27 protein-coding genes and 1 tRNA gene are annotated in these 25777 nt (G+C 66.1%); 19 read left to right on the forward strand and 9 right to left on the reverse strand.

Annotated features, from left to right (window positions below; all coding sequences use genetic code 11):
* Positions 1-199: 199 nt before the first annotated feature.
* Complete coding sequence (gene lipB, locus ACEQX1_RS04285) at positions 200-952, reverse strand: lipoyl(octanoyl) transferase LipB (RefSeq protein WP_370193631.1); 753 nt, start codon at positions 950-952, stop codon at positions 200-202.
* 168 nt (positions 953-1120) lie between these two features.
* Between lipB and ACEQX1_RS04290 the strand changes: the two genes are divergently transcribed.
* From ACEQX1_RS04290 to ACEQX1_RS04300, 3 genes are all read left to right on the forward strand, one after another.
* Positions 1121-1205: transfer RNA gene (locus tag ACEQX1_RS04290), tRNA-Leu, on the forward strand.
* A gap of 207 nt (positions 1206-1412) precedes the next feature.
* The gene (gene mgtE, locus ACEQX1_RS04295) at positions 1413-2825 is read left to right on the forward strand and encodes a magnesium transporter (RefSeq protein WP_188076830.1); all 1413 of its coding nucleotides are present in this window, start codon (positions 1413-1415) and stop codon (positions 2823-2825) included.
* Positions 2826-2939: 114 nt separating this feature from the next.
* Entirely contained in the window at positions 2940-3341 is a 402-nt protein-coding gene (locus tag ACEQX1_RS04300) for a MerR family DNA-binding transcriptional regulator (protein ID WP_009209463.1), read from the forward strand.
* Between the two features lie 12 nt (positions 3342-3353).
* Here the strand turns inward: ACEQX1_RS04300 and ACEQX1_RS04305 are convergent, their stop codons facing one another.
* Positions 3354-4316 (reverse strand): heparan-alpha-glucosaminide N-acetyltransferase, encoded by a 963-nt coding sequence (locus tag ACEQX1_RS04305; RefSeq protein WP_370193630.1) that lies wholly within the window; start codon positions 4314-4316, stop codon positions 3354-3356.
* A 93-nt stretch (positions 4317-4409) separates the two neighbouring features.
* On the opposite strand from ACEQX1_RS04305, the gene ACEQX1_RS04310 reads away from it, so the two are divergent.
* The 3 genes from ACEQX1_RS04310 to ACEQX1_RS04320 are packed head-to-tail and all read left to right on the forward strand — an operon-like array spanning position 4410 to position 7398.
* On the forward strand, positions 4410-5240 hold the full coding sequence (locus ACEQX1_RS04310; protein WP_024350583.1) for an aldo/keto reductase: 831 nt from the start codon (positions 4410-4412) through the stop codon (positions 5238-5240).
* Positions 5240-6589 (forward strand): mechanosensitive ion channel family protein, encoded by a 1350-nt coding sequence (locus tag ACEQX1_RS04315; RefSeq protein WP_370193629.1) that lies wholly within the window; start codon positions 5240-5242, stop codon positions 6587-6589. Before ACEQX1_RS04310 ends, ACEQX1_RS04315 begins: the two co-directional genes overlap by 1 nt.
* Before the next feature lie 17 nt (positions 6590-6606).
* Complete coding sequence (locus tag ACEQX1_RS04320) at positions 6607-7398, forward strand: YdcF family protein (protein WP_370193628.1); 792 nt, start codon at positions 6607-6609, stop codon at positions 7396-7398.
* Positions 7399-7415: 17 nt separating this feature from the next.
* Here ACEQX1_RS04320 and ACEQX1_RS04325 read toward each other — a convergent pair whose 3' ends face one another.
* Positions 7416-8099 (reverse strand): DUF599 domain-containing protein, encoded by a 684-nt coding sequence (locus ACEQX1_RS04325; RefSeq protein ID WP_244877510.1) that lies wholly within the window; start codon positions 8097-8099, stop codon positions 7416-7418.
* Between the two features lie 266 nt (positions 8100-8365).
* On the opposite strand from ACEQX1_RS04325, the gene ACEQX1_RS04330 reads away from it, so the two are divergent.
* Positions 8366-8491 carry a hypothetical protein gene (locus ACEQX1_RS04330; RefSeq protein ID WP_266102132.1) on the forward strand — a complete coding sequence of 42 codons (126 nt, stop codon included), beginning with the start codon at positions 8366-8368 and terminating at the stop codon, positions 8489-8491.
* A gap of 243 nt (positions 8492-8734) precedes the next feature.
* Positions 8735-9172, forward strand: a complete 438-nt coding sequence (locus ACEQX1_RS04335) for a DUF1489 family protein (RefSeq protein WP_277026132.1) — start codon at positions 8735-8737, stop codon at positions 9170-9172.
* Positions 9173-9219: 47 nt separating this feature from the next.
* On the opposite strand, the gene ACEQX1_RS04340 is transcribed toward ACEQX1_RS04335, so the two are convergent.
* Positions 9220-9489 (reverse strand): hypothetical protein, encoded by a 270-nt coding sequence (locus ACEQX1_RS04340; RefSeq protein ID WP_024350588.1) that lies wholly within the window; start codon positions 9487-9489, stop codon positions 9220-9222.
* Positions 9490-9604: 115 nt separating this feature from the next.
* Positions 9605-11083 carry a serine hydrolase gene (locus ACEQX1_RS04345; RefSeq protein ID WP_370193627.1) on the reverse strand — a complete coding sequence of 493 codons (1479 nt, stop codon included), beginning with the start codon at positions 11081-11083 and terminating at the stop codon, positions 9605-9607.
* A 373-nt stretch (positions 11084-11456) separates the two neighbouring features.
* Between ACEQX1_RS04345 and ACEQX1_RS04350 the strand changes: the two genes are divergently transcribed.
* From ACEQX1_RS04350 to clpA, 3 genes are all read left to right on the forward strand, one after another.
* On the forward strand, positions 11457-11852 hold the full coding sequence (locus ACEQX1_RS04350; RefSeq protein ID WP_370193626.1) for a phasin family protein: 396 nt from the start codon (positions 11457-11459) through the stop codon (positions 11850-11852).
* 215 nt (positions 11853-12067) lie between these two features.
* Positions 12068-12436, forward strand: a complete 369-nt coding sequence (gene clpS, locus ACEQX1_RS04355) for an ATP-dependent Clp protease adapter ClpS (protein WP_009209473.1) — start codon at positions 12068-12070, stop codon at positions 12434-12436.
* A gap of 8 nt (positions 12437-12444) precedes the next feature.
* A complete protein-coding gene (gene clpA, locus ACEQX1_RS04360; protein ID WP_370196536.1) occupies positions 12445-14910 on the forward strand; it encodes an ATP-dependent Clp protease ATP-binding subunit ClpA in 2466 nt (821 codons plus the stop codon).
* An 83-nt stretch (positions 14911-14993) separates the two neighbouring features.
* On the opposite strand, the gene ACEQX1_RS04365 is transcribed toward clpA, so the two are convergent.
* The 4 genes from ACEQX1_RS04365 to ACEQX1_RS04380 all read right to left on the reverse strand — a co-directional run bounded on the left by ACEQX1_RS04365 (position 14994) and on the right by ACEQX1_RS04380 (position 17959).
* Entirely contained in the window at positions 14994-15416 is a 423-nt protein-coding gene (locus ACEQX1_RS04365; protein WP_370192332.1) for an HIT family protein, read from the reverse strand.
* A 77-nt stretch (positions 15417-15493) separates the two neighbouring features.
* On the reverse strand, positions 15494-16723 hold the full coding sequence (locus ACEQX1_RS04370) for a GNAT family N-acetyltransferase (RefSeq protein ID WP_370196537.1): 1230 nt from the start codon (positions 16721-16723) through the stop codon (positions 15494-15496).
* Between the two features lie 38 nt (positions 16724-16761).
* The gene (locus tag ACEQX1_RS04375) at positions 16762-17490 is read right to left on the reverse strand and encodes a glycerophosphodiester phosphodiesterase family protein (protein ID WP_370192329.1); all 729 of its coding nucleotides are present in this window, start codon (positions 17488-17490) and stop codon (positions 16762-16764) included.
* 1 nt (position 17491) lies between these two features.
* Positions 17492-17959 carry a RidA family protein gene (locus tag ACEQX1_RS04380; RefSeq protein WP_024350595.1) on the reverse strand — a complete coding sequence of 156 codons (468 nt, stop codon included), beginning with the start codon at positions 17957-17959 and terminating at the stop codon, positions 17492-17494.
* 138 nt (positions 17960-18097) lie between these two features.
* Here ACEQX1_RS04380 and ACEQX1_RS04385 point away from each other — a divergent pair, with 138 nt between their 5' ends.
* The 8 genes from ACEQX1_RS04385 (at position 18098) to rseP (ending at position 25693) form a co-directional block, all read left to right on the forward strand.
* Complete coding sequence (locus ACEQX1_RS04385) at positions 18098-19024, forward strand: EipB family protein (protein WP_370192327.1); 927 nt, start codon at positions 18098-18100, stop codon at positions 19022-19024.
* A 210-nt stretch (positions 19025-19234) separates the two neighbouring features.
* Complete coding sequence (gene rpsB / locus ACEQX1_RS04390) at positions 19235-20089, forward strand: 30S ribosomal protein S2 (RefSeq protein WP_370192326.1); 855 nt, start codon at positions 19235-19237, stop codon at positions 20087-20089.
* 141 nt (positions 20090-20230) lie between these two features.
* On the forward strand, positions 20231-21157 hold the full coding sequence (gene tsf / locus ACEQX1_RS04395; RefSeq protein ID WP_228240499.1) for a translation elongation factor Ts: 927 nt from the start codon (positions 20231-20233) through the stop codon (positions 21155-21157).
* A gap of 255 nt (positions 21158-21412) precedes the next feature.
* Positions 21413-22132 (forward strand): UMP kinase, encoded by a 720-nt coding sequence (gene pyrH, locus ACEQX1_RS04400; RefSeq protein ID WP_024350599.1) that lies wholly within the window; start codon positions 21413-21415, stop codon positions 22130-22132.
* A 37-nt stretch (positions 22133-22169) separates the two neighbouring features.
* Positions 22170-22727, forward strand: a complete 558-nt coding sequence (frr, locus tag ACEQX1_RS04405) for a ribosome recycling factor (RefSeq protein ID WP_029703112.1) — start codon at positions 22170-22172, stop codon at positions 22725-22727.
* 35 nt (positions 22728-22762) lie between these two features.
* Positions 22763-23503, forward strand: coding sequence for an isoprenyl transferase (locus tag ACEQX1_RS04410; protein ID WP_024350601.1), 741 nt, complete (start codon positions 22763-22765; stop codon positions 23501-23503).
* A gap of 4 nt (positions 23504-23507) precedes the next feature.
* Positions 23508-24359, forward strand: a complete 852-nt coding sequence (locus ACEQX1_RS04415) for a phosphatidate cytidylyltransferase (RefSeq protein WP_188076815.1) — start codon at positions 23508-23510, stop codon at positions 24357-24359.
* Positions 24360-24553: 194 nt separating this feature from the next.
* The gene (gene rseP / locus ACEQX1_RS04420; protein ID WP_029703115.1) at positions 24554-25693 is read left to right on the forward strand and encodes an RIP metalloprotease RseP; all 1140 of its coding nucleotides are present in this window, start codon (positions 24554-24556) and stop codon (positions 25691-25693) included.
* The last annotated feature ends 84 nt before the right edge of the window (positions 25694-25777 follow it).

Genomic DNA, 25777 nt, shown 5'->3' on the forward strand with positions numbered 1-25777 from the left:
CGGCCTGTGCGTGTAGCGATCCCAACCCCCACAGAGCGTCATCCTCGGGCTTGACCCGAGGACCCATGCCTCGACATCGCAACGCCTGTCCGGTGACGGTGTGCCACACGCCTGTCCGTTGCCGACATGCCGCGACCGAAAAGCGGCACCACCGCTCGGCAGTCAGCGTGGAAAAGATGCGCGCCCGACGCCTCGCCGCCTACAGCCGCGCGTCCGCCGTGTCCCCGAACACCGCTTCGAACTGCGTGCGCAGCATCGTGTCGACCTCGGGCATGGACACCAGGATACCGAGATCGGCGAGGCTGGTGATGCCGTGGCCGCGAATGCCGCAGGGCACAATGCCGGTGAAATGGTCGAGGTCCGGATCGACGTTCAGCGAGATGCCGTGGAAGGTCACCCAGCGGCGCACCCGGATGCCGATGGCGGCGATCTTGTCCTCGGCGATCGTGCCATCGGCGGCGCACGGGCGCTCGGGCCGTTGCACCCAGACGCCGACGCGGTCCTCGCGGCGCTCGCCGCGGATTTGGAAGCCGTCGAGCGTGCCGATGATCCAGGCTTCCAGTGCGGCGACGAAGGCGCGGACGTCCTCGCGGCGGCGCTTCAGGTCGAGCAGCACATAGGCCACCCGCTGGCCAGGGCCGTGATAGGTGTATTCGCCGCCGCGCCCGGCCTTGAAGACGGGAAACCGCCGGGCATCGACGAGATCGTCGTCCCGGGCGCCGGTGCCGGCCGTATAGAGGGGCGGATGCTCGACCAGGAGCACGGTTTCGGGCGCCGTGCCGGCGGCGATTTCGGCCACCCGGCGTTCCATCATCTGCAGCGCGTCCGGATAGGGCAGAAGACCGTCGACGACGCGCCATTCGACCGGGCCCGACCCTGCCCTGGCGGCAAATCGTTCGGTGACGGTGGCAAGGCGGGGGATCGCAGGCGGGGCTTCGGAAGACGTCGTCATGGCTGCTATGTAGCGGCTCGGGGAGGGCGCGAAAAGCAGGCCCGGCGCGGCGGCGTGCTATGATCCGACAAATGCCGGCGTCGCGACAGGAAAAGCCCTTGTGCGGTTCCGCGACTCTTGTTACATGCCCGCCACCGACGGCATTACCGGCCCTCGGTTACACGGCGTGCGGTCGTGGCGGAATTGGTAGACGCGCAGCGTTGAGGTCGCTGTGGGGCAACCCGTGGAAGTTCGAGTCTTCTCGACCGCACCAGCCTTCTTTCGACAATCGGACAGTCATGCGGCTTTGCCGCCCCCGTCTGCGGCACCCTCAGGTCGCGGCCTGACGACTGGCTTCGATTGCGACATTCGTCGGAATGCCTGCCGCTGGCGGCTTCCGAATGACGGACATTTCCTCTAGACGCGTCTCGACCGTCCCTGCCGACGGGTTTCTCTGGTAACCCCAAGAATCGGAGGGTGCATGGCTGACACACAGCTCACAAGCGATGTGCCCGAGCCCGAAGCACTGTCGGGCATCTACGACGAGGGCGGCTTCGTCGACGGGGCGTTTCTTGAGCGCATCGAAGCGGCGATCGAGGGCGAGAACCCCGCCTATCTGCGCGAGGAAGTCGGCCGGCTGCACGAATCCGAGCTCGGCGACCTTCTCGAAGCGCTCGACAACGACGCCCGGCAGTCGCTCGTCCGGCTCATGGGCGACGAGTTCGACTACACCGCGCTCACCGAGGTGGACGAGGCGATCCGCCTGTCCATCGTCGACGCGATGCCGAATGCGCAGGTGGCCGAGGCGCTGCGCGAGCTGGATTCCGACGACGCCGTCTACATCCTGGAGGATCTGGACGAGGAGGACCGCAAGGAAATCCTCGACCGGCTGCCGTTTCGCGAACGCATCCGGCTGCGGCGCTCGCTGGAATATCCCGAGGAATCGGCCGGCCGGCGCATGCAGACGGAATTCGTCGCGGTGCCGCCCTTCTGGACCGTCGGCCAGACCATCGACTACATGCGCGACGAGGAGGAGCTTCCCGAATCCTTCGCGCAGATCTTCGTCATCGATCCCAGCTTCAAGCTTCAGGGCGCCGTCGATCTCGACCGCATCCTGCGCGCCAAGCGGCCGGAGAAGATCGAAGACATCATGCACGAGACGCGGCATGCGATCCCGGCCGAGATGGACCAGGAAGAAGCCGCCCAGATCATCGAGCAGTACGATCTTCTGTCGGCCGCGGTCGTCGACGAGAACGAGCGTCTCGTCGGTATCCTGACCATCGACGACGTCATCGACATCCTGCAGCAGGAGGCCGACGAGGACATCAAGCGTCTCGGCGGTGTCGGCGACGAAGAGATTTCCGATACGGTGCTGACGGCGGCGCGGTCGCGCTTCTCCTGGCTGTTGATCAACCTGGCGACGGCGATCCTGGCGTCCTGCGTCATCGGCCTGTTCGACGCCACGATCGAGCAGATGGTGGCGCTGGCGATCCTGATGCCCATCGTCGCCTCGATGGGCGGCAATGCCGGCACCCAGACCATGACGGTTGCGGTGCGTGCGCTCGCGGCGCGCGACATCGACCTCTACAATGCCGGCCGGATCATCCGACGCGAGGCACTGGTCGGCCTCCTTAACGGCGTGCTGTTCGCCCTGATCATCGGGCTCGTCGCCGCCGTCTGGTTCGAAAGCGCCGGGCTCGGCGGGGTGATCGCGGTCGCCATGGTGGTCAACATGATGGCCGCTGCGCTCGCCGGCATCCTGATTCCGCTGATTCTCGACCGGTTCGGCGCCGATCCGGCGATCGCGTCGGGTACCTTCGTGACCACCGTCACAGACGTGGTGGGCTTTTTCGCCTTTCTTGGGCTGGCCGCCTTCTGGTTCGGCCTCGGCTGACGTCAGAGATGCCCCCGGTCAGGTAACCATGGGGCAGTTCCCGGATTGACTTTTACGTAAATCTGGCGGCATGCATCACCCTGAGGGCGCCGACCGAGGGATACGGAACGTCGAATGCGAGACTATTATACGATCACGGAGCTCACCCGTGAGTTCGGCATCTCGACGCGGACGATCCGCTTCTACGAGGACGAGGGGTTGCTGGCGCCGATCCGTCGCGGGCGCACCCGGCTCTTCCGGCATTCCGACCGCCAGCTCCTGAAGAACATCCTGCGCGGCAAGCGCCTCGGTTTCTCCATCGCGGAAATCCGCGAGATCATGAGCATGTACAAGAGCCCGCCCGGCGAGGCCGGCCAGCTCAAGGCGATCATCGGACGGGTCAGCGACAAGCGGCGCGAGCTCGAGCAGAAGCGCCGCGACATCGAGGATCTGCTGCGCGAACTCGACGCCGCCGAGGAAGCCTGCCTCACCCGCATGGCCGAGCTGGGCGTCGGCCAGAGCGTGCGAACCGGCTGACGGTACCTCCGGTCACTCCGACCGGAACGAACACTCGCGGGTCACGTCGCGGATGGCCGACATCTGCGTCTCGCTCGGATCGCCACCCATCAACACGTCGAACAGGTCCCGGCGCTGCAGTTCGCGTTGCGCGCAGCCGCAATAGCGTTCGCAGAAGGCCGCATCGCGCTCGGCGATGCAGGAGCGCTGGCAGTCGGCGTGGAAGACCGCCGTGCGATCGGCCGGCGCGATCTGGGCGAAGACGAAGACCAGGCCGAAAAGGATCGGCTGGTGCAACAGGTAGAACAGCAGCGAATGGCGGCCGATGGTGGCCAGCGGCGACAACGGCGCCAGACCCGCATTCCACGTGCGCATGCGTGCTACCCAGCCAGTGTCGACGGCTAGTCGCGCGGCCGCGATCCCGGCGAGGACCGCCCCGAAGAACGGAAACAGCGGCACGAAGTCGTTGGAGAGCGGCGGGGTCTGGAACAGGCCGATCCAGTTGAGCCATTTCGGATCGAGTAGCGGCGTCGCGACGAAGCTGCGCAGGGCGACCACCGCGACGGCCAGCGCCGCCGTCACGAACCAGGGCAATCGCAGGAAGAGCAGACCGAGCACGCTGGCGACCGCGATGTGGTGCAGGATGCCGAAATAGACGAAGCTGTTGGGCGTCGCGAAGTACGTCGCGACGGTGATGGCGAGCGCACCGGCCACGACCTGCAGGAGGCGCTTGCCGAAGGGCTGCCAGCGAATGCCGCGGCCGTTGGCCAGCACCAGGCTGACACCGACCAGGAACAGGAAGGACGACGCGATGGCGCGCGCGAAGATGCGCCAGCCGCCATGGCCCGTCAGCCCGCGCTCGACATAGTTGAAGTACTCCAGATCCCAGGTGAAGTGGTAGATCACCATCGCGAACAGCGCGACGGCGCGCGCGATGTCGATGATGTCGATGCGCCCGCGGCTGACGGGCGGGTTGTCTATCTGGCTCACGTACATTCCTTGACGCTGGACACACTTGCCGTCCGCCTATCTTTCAGGACGGACAGCGGCCGGAGCGACCCGGCACGCCGCAATCCGGAAAGGCAGTTCATGAAGATCATCGAGGCAGGCGGAGCCCGCATCCCCGCAATCGGATTTGGCACATTCACACTCGAAGGCCAGACTTGCGTCGATATGGTGGCAAAAGCCATCGATGCCGGTTACCGCCATATCGATACCGCCCGCATGTATGGGAACGAGAAGGAAGTCGGCGCCGGCATCGCGGCCAGCGGGATCGCCCGCGAGGAGCTGTTCGTCACCACCAAGATCTGGTGGACGGATATCACCGAAGACAAGCTGATGGACAGCGCCCGGGCGGCGGTGGACGCGATCGGGCAGGGGCCGGTCGACCTCCTGCTGATTCATTGGCCCAACACCGACGTGCCGCTGGAAGAATCGATCGATGCGCTGAACGCGACGATCGGCGAGGGGCTGACCCGCCACATCGGCGTCGCCAATTTCACCAGCGCGATGGTCGACGAGGCGGCCGCCATGTCCTCGGCCCCGCTGGTCTGCAACCAGGTCGAATACCATCCCTATCTCAGCCAGGAGAACGTCCTCGCAGCCTGCCGTCGTCACGACATGGCGATGATCGCCTATTCACCGATCGGCAAGGGCGGTGAGCTGCTGGCCGATCCGGTGATCACCGAAGCGGCAAAGGCCCATGGCAAGAGCCCGGCACAGATCGTCCTGCGCTGGGAGGTCGAGCAGGACATCGTCGGCGCGATCCCACGCACGAGCACGCCGGAGCGGCTCAGCGAGAATCTCGACATCTTTGATTTCGAGCTGACCGAGACCGAGCGGACGGCGCTCAACCAGCTGACCCTGCAGCGCAAACGCCTGATCGATCCGTCCTTCGCGCCCCACTGGGACCGCGCCTGATGGACGAGGCGACGCTGCGGCGGACAGGCGAGTCGCTCGCCAACTGGGCGGGCGATGCGCTCGGCTTCTTCTATGAGCCGTCATCGCTGTTCCAGATCGCCGTCGTCGTCGCCTGTCTCGGCCTTGCCTGGGTGCTCGATCGCCTGACCCGCGAACCGATCGAGGTCCAGGCCCGCAGGATCAAGGGCGCGCCCCGGATCCTGCGGCTGGTCGTCGCCGTGCGCCGCCGCATGGGGCTGATCTTCTTCGTGCTGCTTCTGTGGCTGGCGACCCGGATCGACCTGGCGGCCGGCGGGCCGCGCTCTCAGATTATTGCCGTTATTTTCGACCTGGCGCTGGCCTATCTGGTGATCGCGGTCGCCTCGCGCATCGTGCGCAACCGGCTTCTGGCCCGGCTGATCACCATCGTTGCCTCGCTGCTCGCGGGCCTCTCGATCCTCGACCTCCTGGAGCCCGTGGCGTCGGTGCTGGACGAATCGGCGATCACCGTCGGCCAGAGCCGGATCTCGGCGCTTCTGGTGATCAAGGCGATCGCGGTGATCGGCATCACTTTGTGGCTCGCCTCGGTCGCCGGCAATTTCCTCGACACCCGCGTCCAGCGCAATCAGGAACTGACGCCGACCCTCAGGGTGCTGATTGGCAAGTTCCTGAAGATCGGCCTCATCCTGGTGGCGCTCGCCATCGCACTGGCGTCCATCGGCGTCGACCTGACGGCGCTGACCGTCCTGTCGGGTGCCATCGGCGTCGGCCTCGGCTTCGGCCTGCAGAAGGTTGTCTCGAACTTCATCTCGGGAATCATCATTCTCCTCGACCGCTCGATCAAGCCGGGCGACACGATCTCGCTCGACGATACCTTCGGCTGGATCCGCGAGTTGCGGGCGCGCTTCGTCTCGGTGGTGACCCGCGACGGCCGCGAATATCTGATCCCGAACGAGGACTTCATCACCAATCAGGTGATCAACTGGTCGTTCTCGAACGATCTGGTGCGGATCGATGTGGAGTTCGGCGTCGCCTATGACAGCGATCCGCATGCGGTGATCCGGATCGCCAAGGAGGCCGCGGAGAGCTGCAATCGGGTGGTCTCCCACAAGCCGGCGGTCTGCTGGATGACCGGCTTCGGGGCGTCGTCGATCGACTTCGTCGTGCGGTTCTGGATTCGCGATCCGCAGGCCGGTCTCACCAATGTCAGGGGTGACGTGCTGCTGGCCCTGTGGGATGCCTTCAAGGCGAACGGCATCGCCATCCCGTTCCCGCATCGCGAAATCCTCATGCGCACACCGGTCGTCGTGCAGACGGAGCCGCGCCAGGATTCGCCGGTGGCGTCACGCCGGGATGGCGACGAGAGCTGACCGGAGAGGGCCTGCCATTGTTCTTCTATGCCGCCAAGATCGGTTGGTTCGTGCTGCAGCCGCTGGCCGCCATCCTGCTGGTCGCGATACTCGGGCTTCTGGCCGGATGGCTCGGCCGCCCACGCATCGCGGCGGGTCTGTTCCTGCTGGCCACGGTGACGCTGGCGGTGTGCAGCCTGACGCCCCTGGGTCTCGTGATGACGGCGGTGCTGGAGGACCGGTTTCCGCGTCCCGACCTGCCGCCGGAGATCGACGGGATCATCGTCCTCGGCGGGGCCTTTGACACGCGCGTGGCGCGCACGCGGGGCATGAACGAGCTGAACGATGCCGCCGACCGGGTCACCGCCGGCATGGAGCTGGCGCGGCGTTACCCGGAAGCGAAGCTGCTGTTCAGCGGCGGCGTGGCGGCGCTCCTGGAAGAGGACATTCCCGAGACCGAAGCCGCCGAGACGCTGTACCGGGGGCTAGGCTTGGCACCGGACCGCCTGCTTCTCGACGGGCGCGCGCGCGACACCTTCGAGAACGCCGTCTTCGCCAAGGAACTGGCGCAGCCGAAGCCGGGCGAGGTGTGGATGCTGGTCACCTCGGCGTCGCACATGCCGCGTGCCGTCGGCTGCTTTCGCGTCGCCGGCTTCGACATCGTGCCCTATCCGGTGGATTACCGCACGCCGTCGGGGCCGGCCCTGTACCGCCCCTCCAGCACGACGACCCGCAACCTGGAAAAGGTGCACTTCGCCATTCGCGAATATCTGGGGCTCGTCGCCTACCGTCTGAGCGGACGCACCGACGCGCTGTTTCCAGCGCCCTGAGCCGGCAAGCGGCCGGTTCAGTCCAGCAGCGCCCGACGGGCATTCGACATGAACTGCCGGTGGGCGAGAATCACCACGACGAGGATCGTCGCGGCGACGAGTGCCGTCGGGCCGAGGAACCAGCCGAGATAGGCGATGGCGAAGAAGACGGCGCGCAGTCCGGAGTTGAAGTGCTTGCCGGCGAGCTGGTTCAGCCGCGTGGCCTTGGCGAGGGCCCGCTCGGCGGCGTCCGGGTCGAGATCGGCTTCCGCGCGCATGGGAATCGCGCCGATCAGGATCGAGCAATAGTTGAACAGCCGGTAGGCCCAGCCGAACTTGAAGAAGGCATAGGCGAAGATCGTCACAAGGCCGAGCAGCTTGATCTCCACCAGCGCGCGGTCGAGCCGCGCATGAAAGGGCAGTTCGGCGGCGATGGTGGCAATCTGGTCGGCGGAGCTGAACAAAGCGAAGCAGCCGCCGATGGCGAAGATGCAGGCAGAGGCGAAGAAGGCGGTGCCCTGCTGCAGCCCGGCCATGATCGCCGTGTCGATCATCCGCAGATCGCGCAGCAGCATCACCTGCATCCAGCATTCGCGCTGCCGGTTCATCGCCTGGGACAGGCCGCGGGCCGCCAGCGGCCCGTGCTCCGTCACGATATTGTAGACGAGCCACACCGCCAGAAAGAATGCGAGTGCGGCGCCATCCCCCGTATCGATCGTCACAATGCCACGCCCCACTTGGCCCCTCTGGGCGAGGGGCCGGATTTCCATGAGGTTTTCATAGCGCGGCAACGGAACGCAGGCCAGATGGCGCGCGACACGCCGGCATCAGTCCGGGACAAGGTTGCCGTGGAACATAGCAGCCATGAGGAAATATGCATCGCACCCGCCTTGTGGCGTCGTCGCTTAACGGATATTTAAGAGCTGCAACCGCTGGACGGGGGTCATGACCGGTTCGCAAGCCATCTCGATTCAGGATATTCAGTTACATGGATGACAGCGTGCGCAAGTCGTGCTGGGGCGTGACCGTATGGACGGTCGCGATCTTCTCTACGCTCCTCGTTCTGGGGTTCCTCTTCACGGTTCCCGAGACCGTCGCCATCGCCGCCAGCTGACCGAACCGGTCGGCGCCAGGCGCCCACCGACGCAGACCTTTTTCCGACAGATCCGTTCCGCTTCGCTTCGGCACGCCAGTGCCGGGACGTCCTGACCTTGCCGACGCTTTCGTTCGGCACGGCCGGACAGGATATGGCGTGTCGGGCGTCTGGTGGGGAATCGGACCCGCGGCGGCCTGAGGTCGCAGCCGCGGGTGCCCGATCCGGCTTGACGCGGCGGGCCGTTTGCTTCGAGAAGCAGCCATGCCTTTGCATCTGATCAAGCTGTGCGTCGGAATCGGCAGCGTCGAGGAACTTGAGGAGCACGTCGCCGCACGTCTTGACGCGGCGCGTCTCCAGGGGCGGCCTGCCGAACAGGCGCATGTGACGCGCATGGTTCCCAAGCGGATCGACGAACTGCTCGATGGCGGCTCGCTCTACTGGGTGATCAAGGGCCAGATCCAGGTCCGTCAGCCGCTCGTCGCCGTCACGCCGTTCAAGGATGCCGAAGGCGTCGGGCGTTGCCGGCTCGTTCTGGAGCCGACTTTCGTGCGGACCGCCCGCCAGCCGCGCCGCCCGTTTCAGGGCTGGCGCTACCTGACGCCCGACGACGTGCCGCGGGACATCGGAACCGGCGATGCGGGCGAGGGCGACCTGCCCGTGGACATGCAGCGCGAACTCATCGAGCTCGGGCTGTTCTGAGGCGACGCCGAACCCGGCGGTCGCCTGAAACTCATATTGTCTCGTCGTCAACCGAAGCGCATGTGGATCGCCGCGTGTCCCTCGGGCGCAATGGTCCTGATCCGCGTGTAGGCGATCGGCTGCGACGCCCGCCAGGCGCGGGCGCCATGGGACAGAAGCAGCCCCACGAGATCCTTTGCCTTCAGCCGCGAACGGCCGTCGCGGGCTTCGCCGAGGCGAAGCGCGGCCTGCTGCAGCGGGTGGGGATTGGCGGCCCGCGCGCTGCCGGCGAAGGCGAGCGTGTTGGCGAAGCTGGCTGCCTGGTGCTCGGTCGTCATGCTGGAACCCTTCCTACGCGATACATCTTAGGGTCCGTCTGAACGGACGGGCTGGTCGGTCGCACGGCGGCGACAAGGAGGTCGGCGGCCCGGAACAAGGGCCGCCGGCCCGGTGTCAGTTGGCGACGGCGTAGCAGCTGTACGAGCTGCGCTTGAGCGCGGCACAGGCCGACCAGGCCTGGTCCTTGCTGGCAAAGCCGGCGAAGCGGGCGCGGTAGAGCGTCTGCGAACCGCTCTTCACCGTCTCGGTGAAGGGCTCGGCATCCGCCAGCTCACTGCCGACCTTGCGCTTGGCGGTGGCCAGCATCTCCATGGCGGCATCGGCTTCCGGCGTGGCGGCGATCTGCACCACCCAGGGCGAGGTCGGCGTGCGAACGGTCTCCGAGACGCTGGCAACCTTTATTGCACCGGTCGTCGAGGGATCGAGATCGCGGCCACCCGGGACCGCTGCCGGCGGCAGGCGGACGCCTGCGCTCGGCACGCGGCTGGCGGCAGGGATCGGCATGCGCACCGACGGACGCTCGGCGACGAGGGCCGCTTTCAGGGCATCACGGCCGACGATCGGACGGGACTGCGGCTGGACCATGCGGGCCACGGCCGGGGCGGCCTCGGAGCCGTAGGCCATTGCGATGCGCTGGTCGATCTCGGTCATGGCCGGGCGGGAATCGGGAACCGGGCCCTGCTTGGGAAGCGCAGCGACGATGGCCGGGCTGGCCGAGCGGGCGGCGAGCAGCATGCCGGAATCGCGGGTGCTGGCCTTCGGCAGATAGCGCGTCAGCAATTCGACCATGTGATCGTCGCGCGAACGGCCGGAGCGACCGCCCATGACCACGGCGACGAGGCTCTTGCCGTCTCGTTCGATGGAGGTGACGAGGTTGAAGCCCGAGGCGTTGATGTAGCCGGTCTTGATGCCGTCGACACCCTTCACCCGGCCGAGGACCCGGTTGTGGTTGCCGAGCCGCCGGCCACGGAAGCTGTAGGAGCGGGTGGAGAAGATCTTGTAATATTCCGGAAAATGCTCGCGCAGGGCGATGCCGAGCGTCGCCATGTCCCGGGCCGTGGTCTTCTGTCCGGAATCCGGCAGGCCGTTGGCATTGCGGAAGGTGGTCTTCGGCATGCCGATCTGACGCGCCTTGGCGGTCATGCGGGCGGCGAAGGCCGATTCGGAGCCGGCCTGGAACTCCCCCAGCACCACGGCGGCATCGTTGGCGGACTTGGTGACCAGCGAATAGACGGCTTCCTCGACGGTGAGGGTCGAGCCGGTCTTCAGGCCGATCTTCGACGGCGGACGCCCGGCCGCATAGGCCGACACCGGCATCTTGTCCTTCATGGAGATCCGACCGCTCTTCAGCGCGTCGAAGGTCATGTAAAGCGTCATCATCTTGGTGAGCGACGCCGGGTAGCGGTACTCGTCGGCGCGGTCGTTGTAGAGGACCTGGCCATTGTTGGCGTCGATAACGAAGCCCGCATATTTGGCGTTGGCTTCGGCATGGCCGGCGCCGGTCAGCAGCATGCCGGCGCCGAAGGCGACGACGCCTGCGAACCTGCTGAGCGATCTGGCGGCGGTGGTGAGGCGGGGGAACGGGTTACGCACGCAGCAACTCTCTGGCTCGGGCAATGGGCGAGGAAGCCGGTCGATATCGTCGCAGCGCTTGGAAAGGCCGTGCAATATCAGCGGGCAACTCCCTCGGGTGTCGATCCGCAGATTAATGCCGGCGGGCTTACCAATCGGTTTATGGTTGCCGGACCGTTCCCATCCCGGATCGAAATTTCTCGTACCCTGCCAAACGAAACGGGCAGGAGTGAGGTGAAATTCCGTATGGGAAGCGTGCGGCGCGTCATTCCGCTTGAATCTTATTGTGCAGTGCAATATCTTCGGGCGGGGCGCAGCTCAGGGCACCGGTCGGACCGGCACTTCCTGCTGAATGGACGTCCTTCCACAAACCACCAATCCGAGGGAAATCCAGATGAACGCATATGAAGATGCCAGCAAGTTCTCCAAGGACGCGATGGACAGCGCGCTGAAGTCGGTGTCGGCCATGACCAAGGGCTTCCAACAGGTCGCGTCGGAAACGTCCGAATTCGCCAAGCGCGCCTATGAGCAGCAGACCGAATTCATGGAGAAGCTCTTCCAGGTGCGTTCGCCGGACAAGGCCATCGCGCTGCAGAGCGAATACGCCAAGACCGCCTATCAGGGCTGGGTCAGCCAGGCGACGCGCATGGGCGAAATCTACACCGACGTCGCCAAGGAGACCTACAAGCCGTTCGAGCAGTCGCTCGCGACCCTGTCGGCCGCCGGCACGTCGGTGGCGACCAAGCCGGCCGCTGCCACCAAGCAGGCCGCCGAGACCAAGGCCGCCTGATCGGCGCCTCGGTTGTCCCGCGGCCGCGGGCACCACATATTCGGTACGAGGAAAAGCCCGGCTCTCCCGCCGGGCTTTTTCATGTCCGGGCCATGCCTTGGGGCGGGCAGGGACGAGACGCCGCACGATGATGCTTTGCCATGCCGGCGTTGCGTCTTAAAATCCGTGCCACGGCACATACATACAGAGCGATGACGAAGGTGGTTGAATTGAGCATGCACGCGTTTCCCGGCAACGGCGCTCCTGCCGTGCGGTCCCAGGCCGGGAAGGACGACGATCAGGTCCCCGATCGCGGGACCGAGGTCATCACGCGAACGAAACCCAAAACCCAGAAGCCGAGCCTTTACAGAGTGCTCCTTCTGAACGACGATTACACTCCGATGGAGTTCGTCATCCACGTCCTCGAGCGGTTCTTCCAGAAGGACCGCGAGGCAGCCACCAGAATCATGTTGCATGTGCACAATCACGGCGTTGGCGAATGCGGAGTGTTCACCTACGAGGTCGCCGAGACCAAGGTGACCCAGGTCATGGACTTCGCCCGCCAGCACCAGCATCCGCTGCAATGCGTGATGGAAAAGAACTGAGGTGAAGCTTGCCGACATTTTCGCAAAGCCTTGAGAAGTCGCTGCACTCGGCCCTGACGCTCGCAAACGACCGGCAACAGGAATTTGCGACGCTGGAGCATCTGCTGCTGGCGCTTCTCGACGACAAGGACGCGGCGGCGGTGATGCAGGGATGCAGTGTCGACCTCGACATCCTGCGCCGCAATCTGACGACCTACATCGACAGCGAACTCTCCAACCTCGTCACGGGACATGACGAGGATTCCAAGCCGACGGCCGGATTCCATCGGGTGATCCAGCGCGCGGTGATCCATGTCCAGTCGTCCGGCCGCGAAGAGGTGACCGGGGCCAACGTGCTCGTGGCGATCTTCGCCGAGCGCGAGAGCCATGCCGCTTATTTCCTGCAGGAGCAGGAGATGACGCGCTACGATGCGGTGAACTTCATATCGCACGGAATCTCCAAGCGCCCCGGCGCCTCCGAGACCAGACCGCTGCGCGGCGCCGAGGATGAGCAGTCGACAGTGGGACAGGATGACGAGGGCAAGCGCAAGAACGCCCCTGATGCGCTCACGGCCTATTGCAGCAATCTCAACGAGAAGGCGCGCAACGGGAAGATCGATCCGCTGATCGGGCGGGCCGAGGAGATCAACCGCACGATCCAGGTGCTGTGCCGCCGGTCCAAGAACAACCCGCTCTATGTGGGTGATCCGGGCGTCGGCAAGACCGCGATCGCGGAAGGGCTCGCCAAGCGCGTCGTCGAAGGCGACGTGCCGGACGTCTTGGCCGACGCCACGATCTTCGCACTCGACATGGGCACGCTGCTCGCTGGCACCCGCTATCGCGGCGATTTCGAAGAGCGGCTGAAGCAGGTGATGAAGGAGCTCGAGGAGTATCCGGGCGCGGTCCTGTTCATCGACGAGATCCACACGGTGATCGGCGCGGGCGCCACCTCGGGCGGCGCGATGGACGCGTCGAACCTGTTGAAGCCGGCGTTGTCTTCCGGCGCGATCCGCTGCATCGGCTCGACCACCTACAAGGAGTACCGGCAGTTCTTCGAGAAGGACCGGGCGCTGGTGCGCCGGTTCCAGAAGATCGACGTCAAGGAGCCGTCCATCGACGACGCCGTGTCGATCCTGAAGGGCCTGAAGCCCTATTTCGAGGATTTCCACCGGGTCAAATACACCAACGAGGCGATCAAGTCGGCGGTCGAGTTGTCGGCCCGCTTCATCAACGACCGCAAGCTGCCGGACAAGGCGATCGACGTGATCGACGAGACCGGCGCGTCGCAGATGCTGCTGGCGGCCGGCAAGCGGAAGAAGCAGATTGGCGTCAAGGAGATCGAGGCGACCGTCGCCACCATGGCGCGGATCCCGCCCAAGGCCGTGTCCAAGGACGATGCCGAGGTGCTGGAGCATCTCGACGCCCAGCTCAAGCGCGTCGTCTACGGCCAGGATGCCGCCATCGGCAGCCTTGCCTCGGCGATCAAGCTGGCCCGTGCCGGCCTGCGCGAACCGGACAAGCCGATCGGCTCGTACCTGTTCTCCGGCCCGACCGGCGTCGGCAAGACCGAGGTGGCCCGCCAGCTCGCGGCGGCGCTCGGGGTCGAGCTTTTGCGCTTCGACATGTCGGAATACATGGAGCGGCACACCGTCTCGCGGCTGATCGGCGCTCCTCCGGGCTATGTCGGCTTCGACCAGGGCGGCCTGCTCACCGATGGCGTCGACCAGCATCCGCATTGCGTGCTGCTGCTGGACGAGGTCGAGAAGGCGCATCCGGACCTGTTCAACATCCTCCTGCAGGTGATGGACCACGGCAAGCTGACCGATCACAACGGCAAGCAGATCGATTTCCGGAATGTCATCCTGATCATGACGACCAATGCCGGTGCGTCGGAGATGGCCAAGGCGACGATCGGTTTCGGGCATTCCAAGCGCACCGGGGCCGACGAGGAGGCGATCAACCGCCTGTTCACGCCGGAATTCCGCAACCGTCTCGATGCGACGATCCCGTTCGGCCCGCTGCCGACGCCGGTCATCCACCAGGTGGTGCAGAAGTTCGTCATGCAGCTCGAGGCGCAGCTGTCCGAACGCGGCGTGACCTTCGAACTGTCGGAGGACGCGATCACGTGGCTCGCCGACAAGGGCTACGACGAGGCGATGGGCGCGCGGCCGCTGGGCCGGGTGATCCAGGAGCACATCAAGAAGCCGCTGGCCGACGAGGTGCTCTTCGGCAAGCTGAAGAACGGCGGCACGGTGAAGGTGTCCGTCGTCGATGGCGAGGACGGCGCCAAAGCGCTGAATCTGGAAGCCATTGCCGACGAATTGCCGCCGAAGCCCAAGAAGCCCGCAGCGAAGAAGCGCGCCAAGGTGGCGCCGGACGGCTCGGACATCGAGGACGACGAGCCGGCGGGCGATGCGCCCGAACCGGGCTCCACGGGATCTGCCGCCGCCAAGCGGGCAGGGACCGTTCCCAAGGTCCCGCGCAAGTCGCGCTGATCGAAACAGAAAGGGCCGCCCTCGGGGCGGCCCTTTTTCGTTGTGGCGGATCGTGCTGCGGGGCCAGGGCCCCACGGCCGAACTCAGTCGAGGGCGGCGCGGATCAGGGCCGCGTGCTCGGCCAGCATGTCCGGATCGGCCATGCCGTCGGAATGCTTCTTCAGCGGCACGCCGGCATAGACCGGCAGCACGTGGAAATGCAGGTGAAACACCGTCTGCCCGCCGGCGGTCTCGTTGAACTGCGCAATGCGGACGCCATCGGCGTCGAAGGCTTTCTTCACGGCACGCGCGAGCTTGGCGACCACCGGCATGACCTTGCCGAGCGTCTCATCCGCCGCATCGAGGATGTTGCGCGACGGCGCCTTCGGAATGACGAGGCAATGGCCCTTCGATTCCGGCATCACGTCCATGATCGCCAGCGCCGTGTCGTCTTCGTAGAGTTTCTGGCTCGGGATCTCGCCGCGCAGGATCTTGGCGAAGATGTTGCCGTCGTCGTAGCCGCTCATGGTGTCCGGTCCTTCACAATCAGAATCAGACCGGACGATAGGCAGATTGCCGAGATTGTCGACGGCTGAGCCCGCCGTCAGCCACCCTTCTTGTAGGGTGTATGCTCGGACAGGACGTCGCTTACATGGGCGATTTCGGCGCGCTCGGCGTCGAGATAGTCGTCGACCGCACGGCGCAGACCGGGATGGGCGATCCAGTGAGCCGAATGGGTGGTTACCGGCTCATAGCCGCGCGCTAGCTTGTGCTGTCCCTGCGCGCCTGCCTCGACGACGCCGAGGCCGCGCGTGATCGCGAAGTCGATGGCCTGGTGGTAGCAGACCTCGAAATGCAGGAAGGGATGGTCCTCGATACAGCCCCAGTTGCGGCCGTAAATCGTGTCGGCGCCGATGAAGTTCAGTGCCCCGGCGATGTAGCGACCGTTTCGCGAGGCCATGACGAGCAGCGTCTGGTCGGCCATGCGCTCGCCGATCAGGCTGAAGAACGCGCGGTTGAGATAGGGCCGGCCCCATTTGCGGCTGCCGGTGTCCATGTAGAAATCGTAGAAGGCGTCCCAGGCCGCCTGGGTGAGGTCGCTGCCGGTCAGCCATGAAATGGAGATGTCGTTGGCCAGCGCCTCGCGGCGCTCCTTGCGCAATGCCTTGCGCTTGCGCGATGCCAGCGTCTCCAGAAACTCTTCGTAGGTCGCATAGCCGCGATTGCGGAAATGGAACTGCTGGTCGGTGCGGTGCAGCCAGCCGGCCTCGGTCAGGACATCGCGGTCCGCGGGCTTGAGGAAGGTGGCGTGGACCGAGGAGACGCCCGTCTGGGCCGCATAGGTCCTGGCGCCCTCGGCCAGCGCCTGCCGCCGGATCGCCGCGCCGGGTGCGGTTCCGACGAGCAGCCGCGGCCCGGTGGCCGGGGTGAAGGGCACCGACATTTGCAGCTTCGGGTAATAGCGCCCGCCGGCACGCTCGAAGGCGTCCGCCCAGCCCTGGTCGAAGACATATTCGCCCTGGCTGTGGCCCTTCAAATATGCCGGGGCGGCTGCGATCGGCACCCCTTGCGGATCTTCCAGAACCAGATGCTGGGGCAGCCAGCCCGTCGCTTCGCCGACGCAGCCGCTATCCTCCAGCGCGGAGAGAAAGGCGTGCGATACGAAGGGGTTGGCGACGCCCGATGGAGTCGCGGTGGAGGCGGGCGACGTTGGCGCAGGCTCCACGGCCAGCGCGTCCCAGCGCGCGGCGTCGATCGCGCTGAGCCGATCGACCACCCGGATCGTGAAGCTCTCTTCGCTGGTGGTCGGGGCGGCGGCGGATTCGCGTGTCATGCGATGAATTTATGCCGGTCCCCCGGCAGCGCAAGGCGTCATTGCTGCGGCGCAATGCCTTCGAAGGTCATCTGATCGCAATGGTCCCGGCTGATGCGGATCTGCGCCTCGGTGCGCACGGTCCAGGAGATCAGCGGCGCACCCTTGCCGCGGACCCATTCGGTGAACGGGTTCGGCACGTGGTGGATGTCATAGGACGAGAAATCGCAGCCGCGTTCGAACACCTGCCGATGGGCGGCGAAGGCGTCCGGCGTGTGTCCCGTGGCGGTCAGCCCGATGGGACGGCCGGGGCGGGCTGCCAGCATCTGGTCGATGAGCCAGGGATCGAACGACATCAGGGCCAGTTCGCCGCGGTAGGATTCCAGAACCGGCTGCAGACGGGCGAAATAGTCGGCATCGACGTCCGGCGCGATGCCCTTCAGTTCCATGACCACCGGCACGCGGCCGGCGACCGTTGCAAGAAAGTCCGCGACGGTCGGGATGACGGCATCAGTGCCGGCGAGCCGCAGGGCGGCGATCGCTTCATCGCCCAGCCCGCGAAAGTCGGCCTCGCGGCCGGTCAGCCGTTGCAGCGTGTGATCGTGAAAGATGAAGGGCGTGCCGTCGGCCGAAAGCTGCACGTCGCATTCGATCGCGTAGCCGGCGGCGATGGCCGCTTCGGCGGCGGGAATCGAATTCTCCGCCACCGTCTTGTTGCCGTCATGGAGCCCGCGATGGGCGATCGGGTTCGCGGTCAGCCAGCCGAGCGCGCCATCGAAGGCCGCCATGTCAGGCGACCTCGAACAGGGCTTCGATCTCGACGGCGGCATCCATCGGCAGGGCCGGCACGCCGACGGCCGAACGGGAATGGCGGCCGTTCTCGCCGAGGATCTCGACCAGGAAGTCCGACGCGCCGTTGGCGACCTTGTGCTGTTCGGTGAAGCCGGCGTCGCTGGCGACGAAGACGGTGAGCTTCAGAAGGCGGCCGAGGCGGCTCCAGTCGCCGGAGACGGCGGATTTCGCCTGGGCGAGGATGTTGATGGCGCACAGCCGCGCAGCCTTCTGGCCGTCTTCGAGCGAGACGCCGGCGCCGAGCTTGCCGGACACGGCCAGCTTGCCGCCGTCGAGCGGCAACTGGCCCGAGGTCTGCAGCAGGCCGCCATAGATGACGCTCGGCACGTAGTTGGCGGCGGGCGCCGCCGCTTCGGGAAGGGTGACGCCGGCGGCTTCGAGGCGGCTTGCGATGGTATCGGCCATGTTGTTGTCTTCCTTTAGCTCGACGGATAGGAGCGCCGGGGAGGGGCTGTGCCGGCCAGATGGCCGCAAGCCCGTTCCGGACGCGCCGTTCCGCAGAGGCGTAGCCCATCCGCAGACCCAGTGAAAGATCGTCCCGCCATGCGCGCCAGCCTCGTAGCCCCTCTCGCGATCGGCCTTGTCGCCGGACCGGCTCTTGCGGCCGCCGCGACGATCGCGCCGCACCGCGCCTCCTACGAACTGGCGATGGACGGCAGTGGTGATCTGGTGGACGCCCAGGCGCGGATCGCCGTCGAGATCACGCGGCCGGATTGCGACAGCTACGACATCGACTACCGCTTCGTGGCCCGGTTCCAGCAGGAGCAGGAACTGGTGGTCACCGACCAGCAGACCCAGACGCTGGAAAACCTCGCGGACGGAACGCTCGCCTTCAAAACGCGGACGCTGGTCGACGGCACAGAGCAGCAGGTCGTGCGGGGCACCGCCGTCAATACGGGCGAGGAGACGCATGTCGCCTTTGTCGAGCCGGAGAGCCGCTCGGTGAGCGTGCCGCTGGCGGCCTTTCCGATGCAGCATACGCTGGCATTGATCGAGAAGGCGGAGGCCGGCGAGCGGATCGTCCAGTCGCCGCTCTATGATGGCGACCCGACACCGGAAAAGGGCCTGTCCACGACTGCGATTATCGGGCCAGCGCCGGACAGCCCGGCAGAGCCCAGGGATGCGGAGGACGGCGCTTCGCTCGCGGATGAAACGCCACCGGCAGTGGACACGCGATCAAAGACCGCCGAGGGCGACATGCGCGAGGAGGATGACGACCGCGGCGAAGCCGAAGCCCCGATGGCGGCCGATGTGTCCCCGGCCAGCCAGCTGTCGGGTCTGCGCTCCTGGCGGATCAGCGAATCCTTCTATGACAGCGACAGCGATGCCGACGGCATGCCGGTCTTCGAGACGGCCTATACGCTCTACGAGAACGGTATCTCGGACGATCTTGTGCTGAGCTTCGACGGCTACCGCCTGGCCGGCGGCCTTGCGAGCCTCGATCTTCTCGACGTGCCAACCTGTCCCTGACGGGGCTGGCACCGAGCGCCCACGATCCCCATATCGACCCTGAACGCCGTCGCCATGTTGCCTCGCGTGGGCTTTTGGTGTATCGGCGCTTCCATTCCACACACGGAACTCGGGTTTCGACGTTCGGGCATGTCCCGACGCCGCGATCCACCGGTGGCGGCATTCGGCCGCTTCTTTTCCGTGGAGGCTCAACCGGTAAAGGAAAAAACCATGGCATTGCCAGACTATTCCATGCGCCAGCTGCTCGAGGCAGGCGTGCATTTCGGTCACCAGACGCATCGCTGGAACCCGAAAATGTCGTCCTACATCTTCGGGGCGCGCAACAATATTCACATCCTCGACCTCGGCCAGACCGTGCCGCTGCTGCATCGTGCGCTGCAGGCGGTCTCCGACACCGTGGCCCGTGGCGGCCGCGTGCTCTTCGTCGGCACCAAGCGCCAGGCATCCGACATCGTCGCCGATGCGGCGAACCGTTCGGCCCAGTACTACGTCAACGCCCGCTGGCTCGGCGGCATGCTGACCAACTGGAAGACCATCTCCAACTCGATCCAGCGCCTGCGCAAGCTCGACGAGATGCTGGCCGGCGAAGCCCAGGGCTTCACCAAGAAGGAGCGCCTGACGCTGCAGCGCGAGCGCGACAAGCTCGACCGCGCCCTCGGCGGCATCAAGGACATGGGCGGCGTGCCGGACATGATCTTCATCATCGACACCAACAAGGAGTCGATCGCGATCGAGGAAGCCAAGCGCCTGCACATCCCGATCGTCGCCGTCGTCGATTCGAACTGCGATCCCGCACCGATCGACTACCCGATCCCGGGCAATGACGACGCGGCCCGTGCCATCACCCTGTATTGCGACCTGATCGCCCGCGCCGCCGTCGACGGCATCGCGCGCCAGCAGGGCGATTCCGGCATGGATGTCGGTGCGATGGAAGAAGCGCCGGTGGAAGAGGCCGTCGAGGCCGAGCGGGTCGCCGAGGAAGCACCGGCTGCCGAAGCCGAGGCTCCGGCCGCGGAAACTCCGGCTGCCGAGGCTCCGGCCGAGAACGCAACGCCCGCCGCCTGAGGCGAGGCGGCGAACGGCGCGGTCGGGCTGGTGTCCGACCGCCGCCCGCGCCCGTCTCCGGCGCCGTAATCACGGCGTCACAATTCTGGCGCACCCGTTCCATCCGAGCCGGTGCGCCCAATCATTTCTGAAGAGGCAAAAATGGCAATTACCGCTTCGATGGTGAAGGAACTGCGCGACAAGACCGGCGCAGGCATGATGGACTGCAAGACCGCGCTGTCCGAGACCGACGGCAACATGGAAGAGGCGGTCGACTGGCTGCGCGCCAAGGGCATTGCCAAGGCCGACAAGAAGTCCGGCCGCACCGCCGCCGAGGGTCTCGTCGGTTCGGCGTCCGAGGGCACCAAGGCCGTCGTCGTCGAGGTCAATTCCGAGACCGACTTCGTTGCCCGCAACGAAGCTTTCCAGGGTCTCGTGCGCGACGTCGCGTCGGTCGCTCTGACCACCGACGGCAGCGTCGAGGCGGTCGGCGGGGCTGCCTATCCGGGCGGCACCAAGAGCGTCAACGACACGATCAAGGACACGATCGGCACCATCGGCGAGAACCTGACCCTGCGCCGTTCGGCCATGCTCAGCGTCAATGACGGCGTCGTGGCGTCCTACATCCACAACCAGGTCGTGGACGGCCTCGGCAAGCTGGGCGTGCTCGTCGCGATCGAATCGACCGGTGACAAGGCCGCGCTGGCGCAGTTCGGCCGTCAGGTCGCCATGCACATCGCCGCGACCAACCCGCTGGCCCTGACCGCCGAGGAAGTCGACGCGGCCACCGTCGAGCGCGAGAAGGCGATCTTCAGCGATTCGGCACGCCAGTCGGGCAAGCCGGAGAACATCATCGAGAAGATGGTCGAAGGCCGCCTGCGCAAGTTCTACGAGGAAGTCGTCCTTCTGAAGCAGAACTTCGTCATCAATCCCGACCTGACCGTCGAGAAGGCGCTGGCCGAGGCCGAAGGCAGCTTCGGCGCGCCGGCCAAGATCACCGGCTTCGTGCGCTTCGCCCTCGGCGAAGGCGTCGAGAAGGAAGAGACCGACTTCGCAGCCGAAGTCGCCGCCGCCGCCGGCAAGAAGTAAGTCCTGCGCGCCGGACGCCTGTCCGGCGGCGACACGACCGACCGATCGAGGGCGTCCGCTTCACAAGCGGGCGCCCTTATTGTATCGCATCCCCCAAGCGTGGCAGGCGTTTGCGAGAACGACCTGCCGCCGGATTTCCACATGCGCCCGCCGGTCCGGCGCGGCGTCGTCCGCAGATGCCCTCCCGGCAGCACGGCTTCGTTGCCGTCGCCGCTGCCTTGACGGGCGGGCCACCGGACGCAGGCAAGGTGAGCAATGGCCTCCGAGATACGATACCCGCGGGTGCTTCTGAAGGTGTCCGGTGAAGCTTTGATGGGGTCGCAGGGCTTCGGGATCGACGTCGCGGTGGCCGATCGGATCGCCTCCGACATCGCCGAGGCGCATCGGCTGGGCGTCCAGGTCTCCGTCGTCGTCGGCGGCGGCAACATCTTCCGCGGCGTGGCGGTGGCCTCCAAGGGCGGCGACCGCGTCACCGGCGACCACATGGGCATGCTCGGCACCGTCATCAACGCGCTGGCCCTGCGGACCTCGCTGATCAAGCTGGGCGTCGACACCATCGTCCTGTCGGCGATCGCGATGCCCGAGATCTGCGAGAGCTTCTCCCAGCGCAGCGCGCTGGCGCACCAGGCCGCGGGCCGGGTGGTCATCTTCGCCGGCGGCACCGGCAATCCGTTCTTCACCACCGATTCCGCCGGCGCGTTGCGCGCTGCCGAGATGGGGGCGGCGGCCCTGTTCAAGGGCACCCAGGTCGACGGCATCTATTCCGCCGATCCCAAGAAGCATCCCGACGCGGTGCGCTACGACACGCTGACCCATGACGAGGTCCTGCAGAAGGGCCTGGCCGTGATGGACGTGGCAGCCGTCGCGCTGTCGCGCGAGAACGACATCCCGATCGTCGTCTTCTCGATCCACGAGAAGGGCGAGTTCGCCAAGATCCTGTCCGGCGGCGGCCGGGCGACGATCGTTACCGAATAACTGCGTCCGCGCAGTCGAGAGCCGAAAAGAGGACATCATGGCCGACATGGATCTGAACGAACTGAAGCGCCGCATGGATGGCGCCATCGCCAGCCTGAAGGGCGACCTGACGGGCCTTCGCACCGGCCGCGCCTCGCCGAGCCTGCTCGATCCGATCTATGTCGACGCCTACGGCTCGAAGATGCCGCTCAACCAGGTGGCCAACGTCTCGGTGCCGGAACCGCGCATGGTCACCGTCACCGTCTGGGACAAACAGATGGTGGGCAAGGTCGAGCGCGCGATCCGCGAGAGCAATCTCGGCCTGAACCCGATCACCGACGGCGCGACGCTGCGCATTCCCCTGCCGGAGCTGAACGAGCAGCGCCGCAAGGAACTGGTCAAGGTGGCGCACCAGTATGCCGAGGGCGCCAAGGTCGCGGTCCGGCATGTGCGGCGCGACGGCATGGAAACCTTGAAAAAACTGGAAAAGGACGGCGATATCGGTCAGGACGAGAGCCGTCAGCAGTCGGACCGCGTCCAGAAGATGACCGACGAGACGATCGCCGAGATCGACTCGGCGCTCGCCGTCAAGGAAGCGGAAATCATGCAGGTCTAGCCTGCCATGGGCGTCGACCTCGTCGTCGCGGCGGAATGATCGAGGGAAGGGCTGATACGGTGCGGGATCTCCAACACGTCGCCATCATCATGGACGGCAATGGTCGCTGGGCGAATGCCCGCGGCCTGCCGCGCAGCATGGGGCACCGTCGGGGCGTCGAGGCCGTGCGCGAGGCGGTCCGCGCGGCGGGCGAGCTCGGCATCCAGTATCTGACCCTGTTTGCCTTCTCCTCGGAGAACTGGCGCCGTCCCGAGGCCGAGGTCGAGGAGCTGATGGGGCTGTTGAAGCACTTCATCCGCCGCGACCTCGCCGAACTGCACAAGGAGGGCGTGCGCGTCCGGGTGATCGGCGAGCGCGAGAACCTGTCGTCGGACATTCGCGCGCTGCTCGAGGAAGCCGAGAACCTGACGCGCGACAACCAGCGCCAGACCCTGGTGGTCGCCTTCAATTACGGCGCCCGCGACGAGGTCGCCCGGGCCATGCGCCGCGTCGCCGCCAAATACGCGGCGGGCGAGGTCGAGCTCGAGGGGCTGACCGCCGAGTATCTCGACGAGCATCTCGATACCGCCGGCATTCCCGATCCCGACCTGATCATCCGCACCAGCGGCGAGCTGCGGCTGTCGAATTTTCTGCTCTGGCAGGCAGCCTATTCCGAATTCGTCTTCCTGCCGTGCCTGTGGCCCGATTTCGACCGCAAGGCGTTCGAGGAGGCCATCGCCGATTATTTCAGCCGGGATCGTCGCTACGGCGGGTTGTCGCGCGAAATCGCTTCCTGATCCGATGGGCCTGGAACTTCGACGGTTCTTTCTCGCCGGCAGCTGGTCCGACCTGAAGTCGCGCGTCATCTCCGCGCTGATCCTCGGCATCATCGTCATCGCCCTGACCGCCATCGGCGGCTGGCCGTTCCGGGTGCTGTGCGCGCTCACCGGCATCATCGTCTTCGACGAATGGGCCCGCATGACCCGCGCCAAGCGCGTCCGGCCGATCTACCACTTTGCCCGCGGGGCCCTGATCGTCGCCGTCGTCGCGCTGGTCTTCGATCTCGGCCTGCTGGCGGTCGCGATCGTCGGTGCGGCGATGATCTTCATCGCCGCGACGGACCGCGACGAGCGCAGCGCGCGCTGGGTGCATTGGGGCCTCTTCTACGCTGGCGCCGCGGCGCTGGCGCCCGGCATGCTGCGCGGCTCCGATCCCGCCGGCCTTGCGACGCTCGGCTTCATCATCGTCGTCGTGTGGTCGACGGACATCTTCGCCTATTTCACCGGTCGCACGCTCGGCGGGCCGAAGCTGTTGCCGGCGGTGTCGCCGAAGAAGACGCTGTCGGGCGCGGCCGGGGGCCTCCTGGCCGGAACGATCCTTGGTGCGGTCTATGCCCATTTCGTCAGCGGCGAGGTCGGGGCCTTCATCATCGTCCTGGCGGCGATCCTGTCGGTGGTCGGGCAGGCGGGCGACCTGTTCGAATCCTGGATCAAACGGCGTTTCGGCGTGAAGGATTCGGGCCGTCTCATTCCCGGCCATGGCGGACTGATGGACCGTATCGACGCGCTCGTCGTGGCGATGGCCGTGACCTGGGCGGTCGGCGTGGCGATCGCCGGATTCGGCGAGCCGGCCCGTGGCATATTTGCCCTCTGAGCGCATCGATTGCAGCGCGGGCGCCGTCATCATTGCGACTTGTTCGTCAACTGCTATGGAAAGGGTCCCGCGGCGCCGCTCGAAAGCGCGCAGCCACGGGCATTGTCTGATCATTTGAATACGGCATCGTCCCGACCGGATGTCGATGCCGGTCCGGAACCGGCGGTCCGGGTTGGAACGCGAAAGGGTGCGGAATGGAATCGCCTGTCGGGCTCGCCCAGATCTGGAGCGGAGGCCTCATCTACATCGTCCCGTTCCTGTTCGTCCTGACGATCATCGTCTTCTTCCACGAGCTGGGGCATTTCCTCGTCGGTCGCTGGTGCGGCATCAAGGCGCTGGTCTTCTCGGTCGGCTTCGGCCCCGAACTGATCGGCTTCAACGACCGGCGCGGCACGCGCTGGAAGCTCGCGGCGGTGCCGCTGGGCGGCTATGTCAAATTCCTCGGGGACGAGAACGCCGCCTCGGTACCGGACCGTGCCGCGGTGGACGCGATGTCGGACGCCGAGCGCAGCGGGGCGTTTCCGGCCAAGAGCGTCGGGCGCCGTGCCGCCACGGTGGCCGCGGGCCCCATCGCCAACTTCATCCTGGCGATCGTGATCTTCGCCGGCGTCGCCTATGTCGAGGGACGCGTCGTCGGCGATCCGGTCGTGGCCGAGGTGAGGGACGGTTCGCCCGCCGCGGCCGCCGGCTTCAAGCCGGGCGACAAGGTGCTGTCCGCCGACGGCGAGACGATTCGCTATTTCTCCGACCTGCAGCGTTATGTGTCCTCGCGGGCCGACACGCCGATCCGCATGACGGTGGAGCGCAACGGCTCGCCGGTCGAGCTGACGGTGACACCGCGCAGCGAGGTCCAGACGGACGGGTTCGGCAACGAGTTCAAGGTGCCGGTCGTCGGACTGGTGGCCAACAATGACGGCTCGTCCTTCCGGGTGGAGAGCCTGTCGCCTGTGGAGGCGGTCGCCTACGGCGTCTCGCAGACCTGGTTCGTCACGACACGGACCGTGGACTTCATGGGCGAGGTGATCACCGGTCGCCAGAACGCCGACCAGATCGGCGGTCCGATCCGAATCGCGCAAGTGTCGAGTCAGGTTTCGACGATAGGACTGGGCGCGCTGCTCAATCTGGCGGCGCTGCTGTCGGTCTCCATCGGGTTGCTCAACCTTCTGCCGATTCCGATGCTGGACGGCGGACATCTGCTGTTCTACGCATTCGAGGCGATCCGTGGCCGGCCCCTGAGCGAACAGGTGCAGGAAGTCGGCTTCCGAATTGGGCTCGCACTGGTGATGCTGCTTATGGTATTCGCCTTCTGGAACGATATTTCGGGACTCGTCTGATGAGTCCCGCCGGGTCGGGGGACTTGGGGGCTTGCAAACTGTTAACCAAAGCGACGATGTCCGTGACAACGTTGCAACGGCTTT

Origin of the sequence: Aurantimonas sp., assembly GCF_964217435.1 — a bacterium.
Lineage (GTDB): Bacteria > Pseudomonadota > Alphaproteobacteria > Rhizobiales > Rhizobiaceae > Aurantimonas > Aurantimonas coralicida.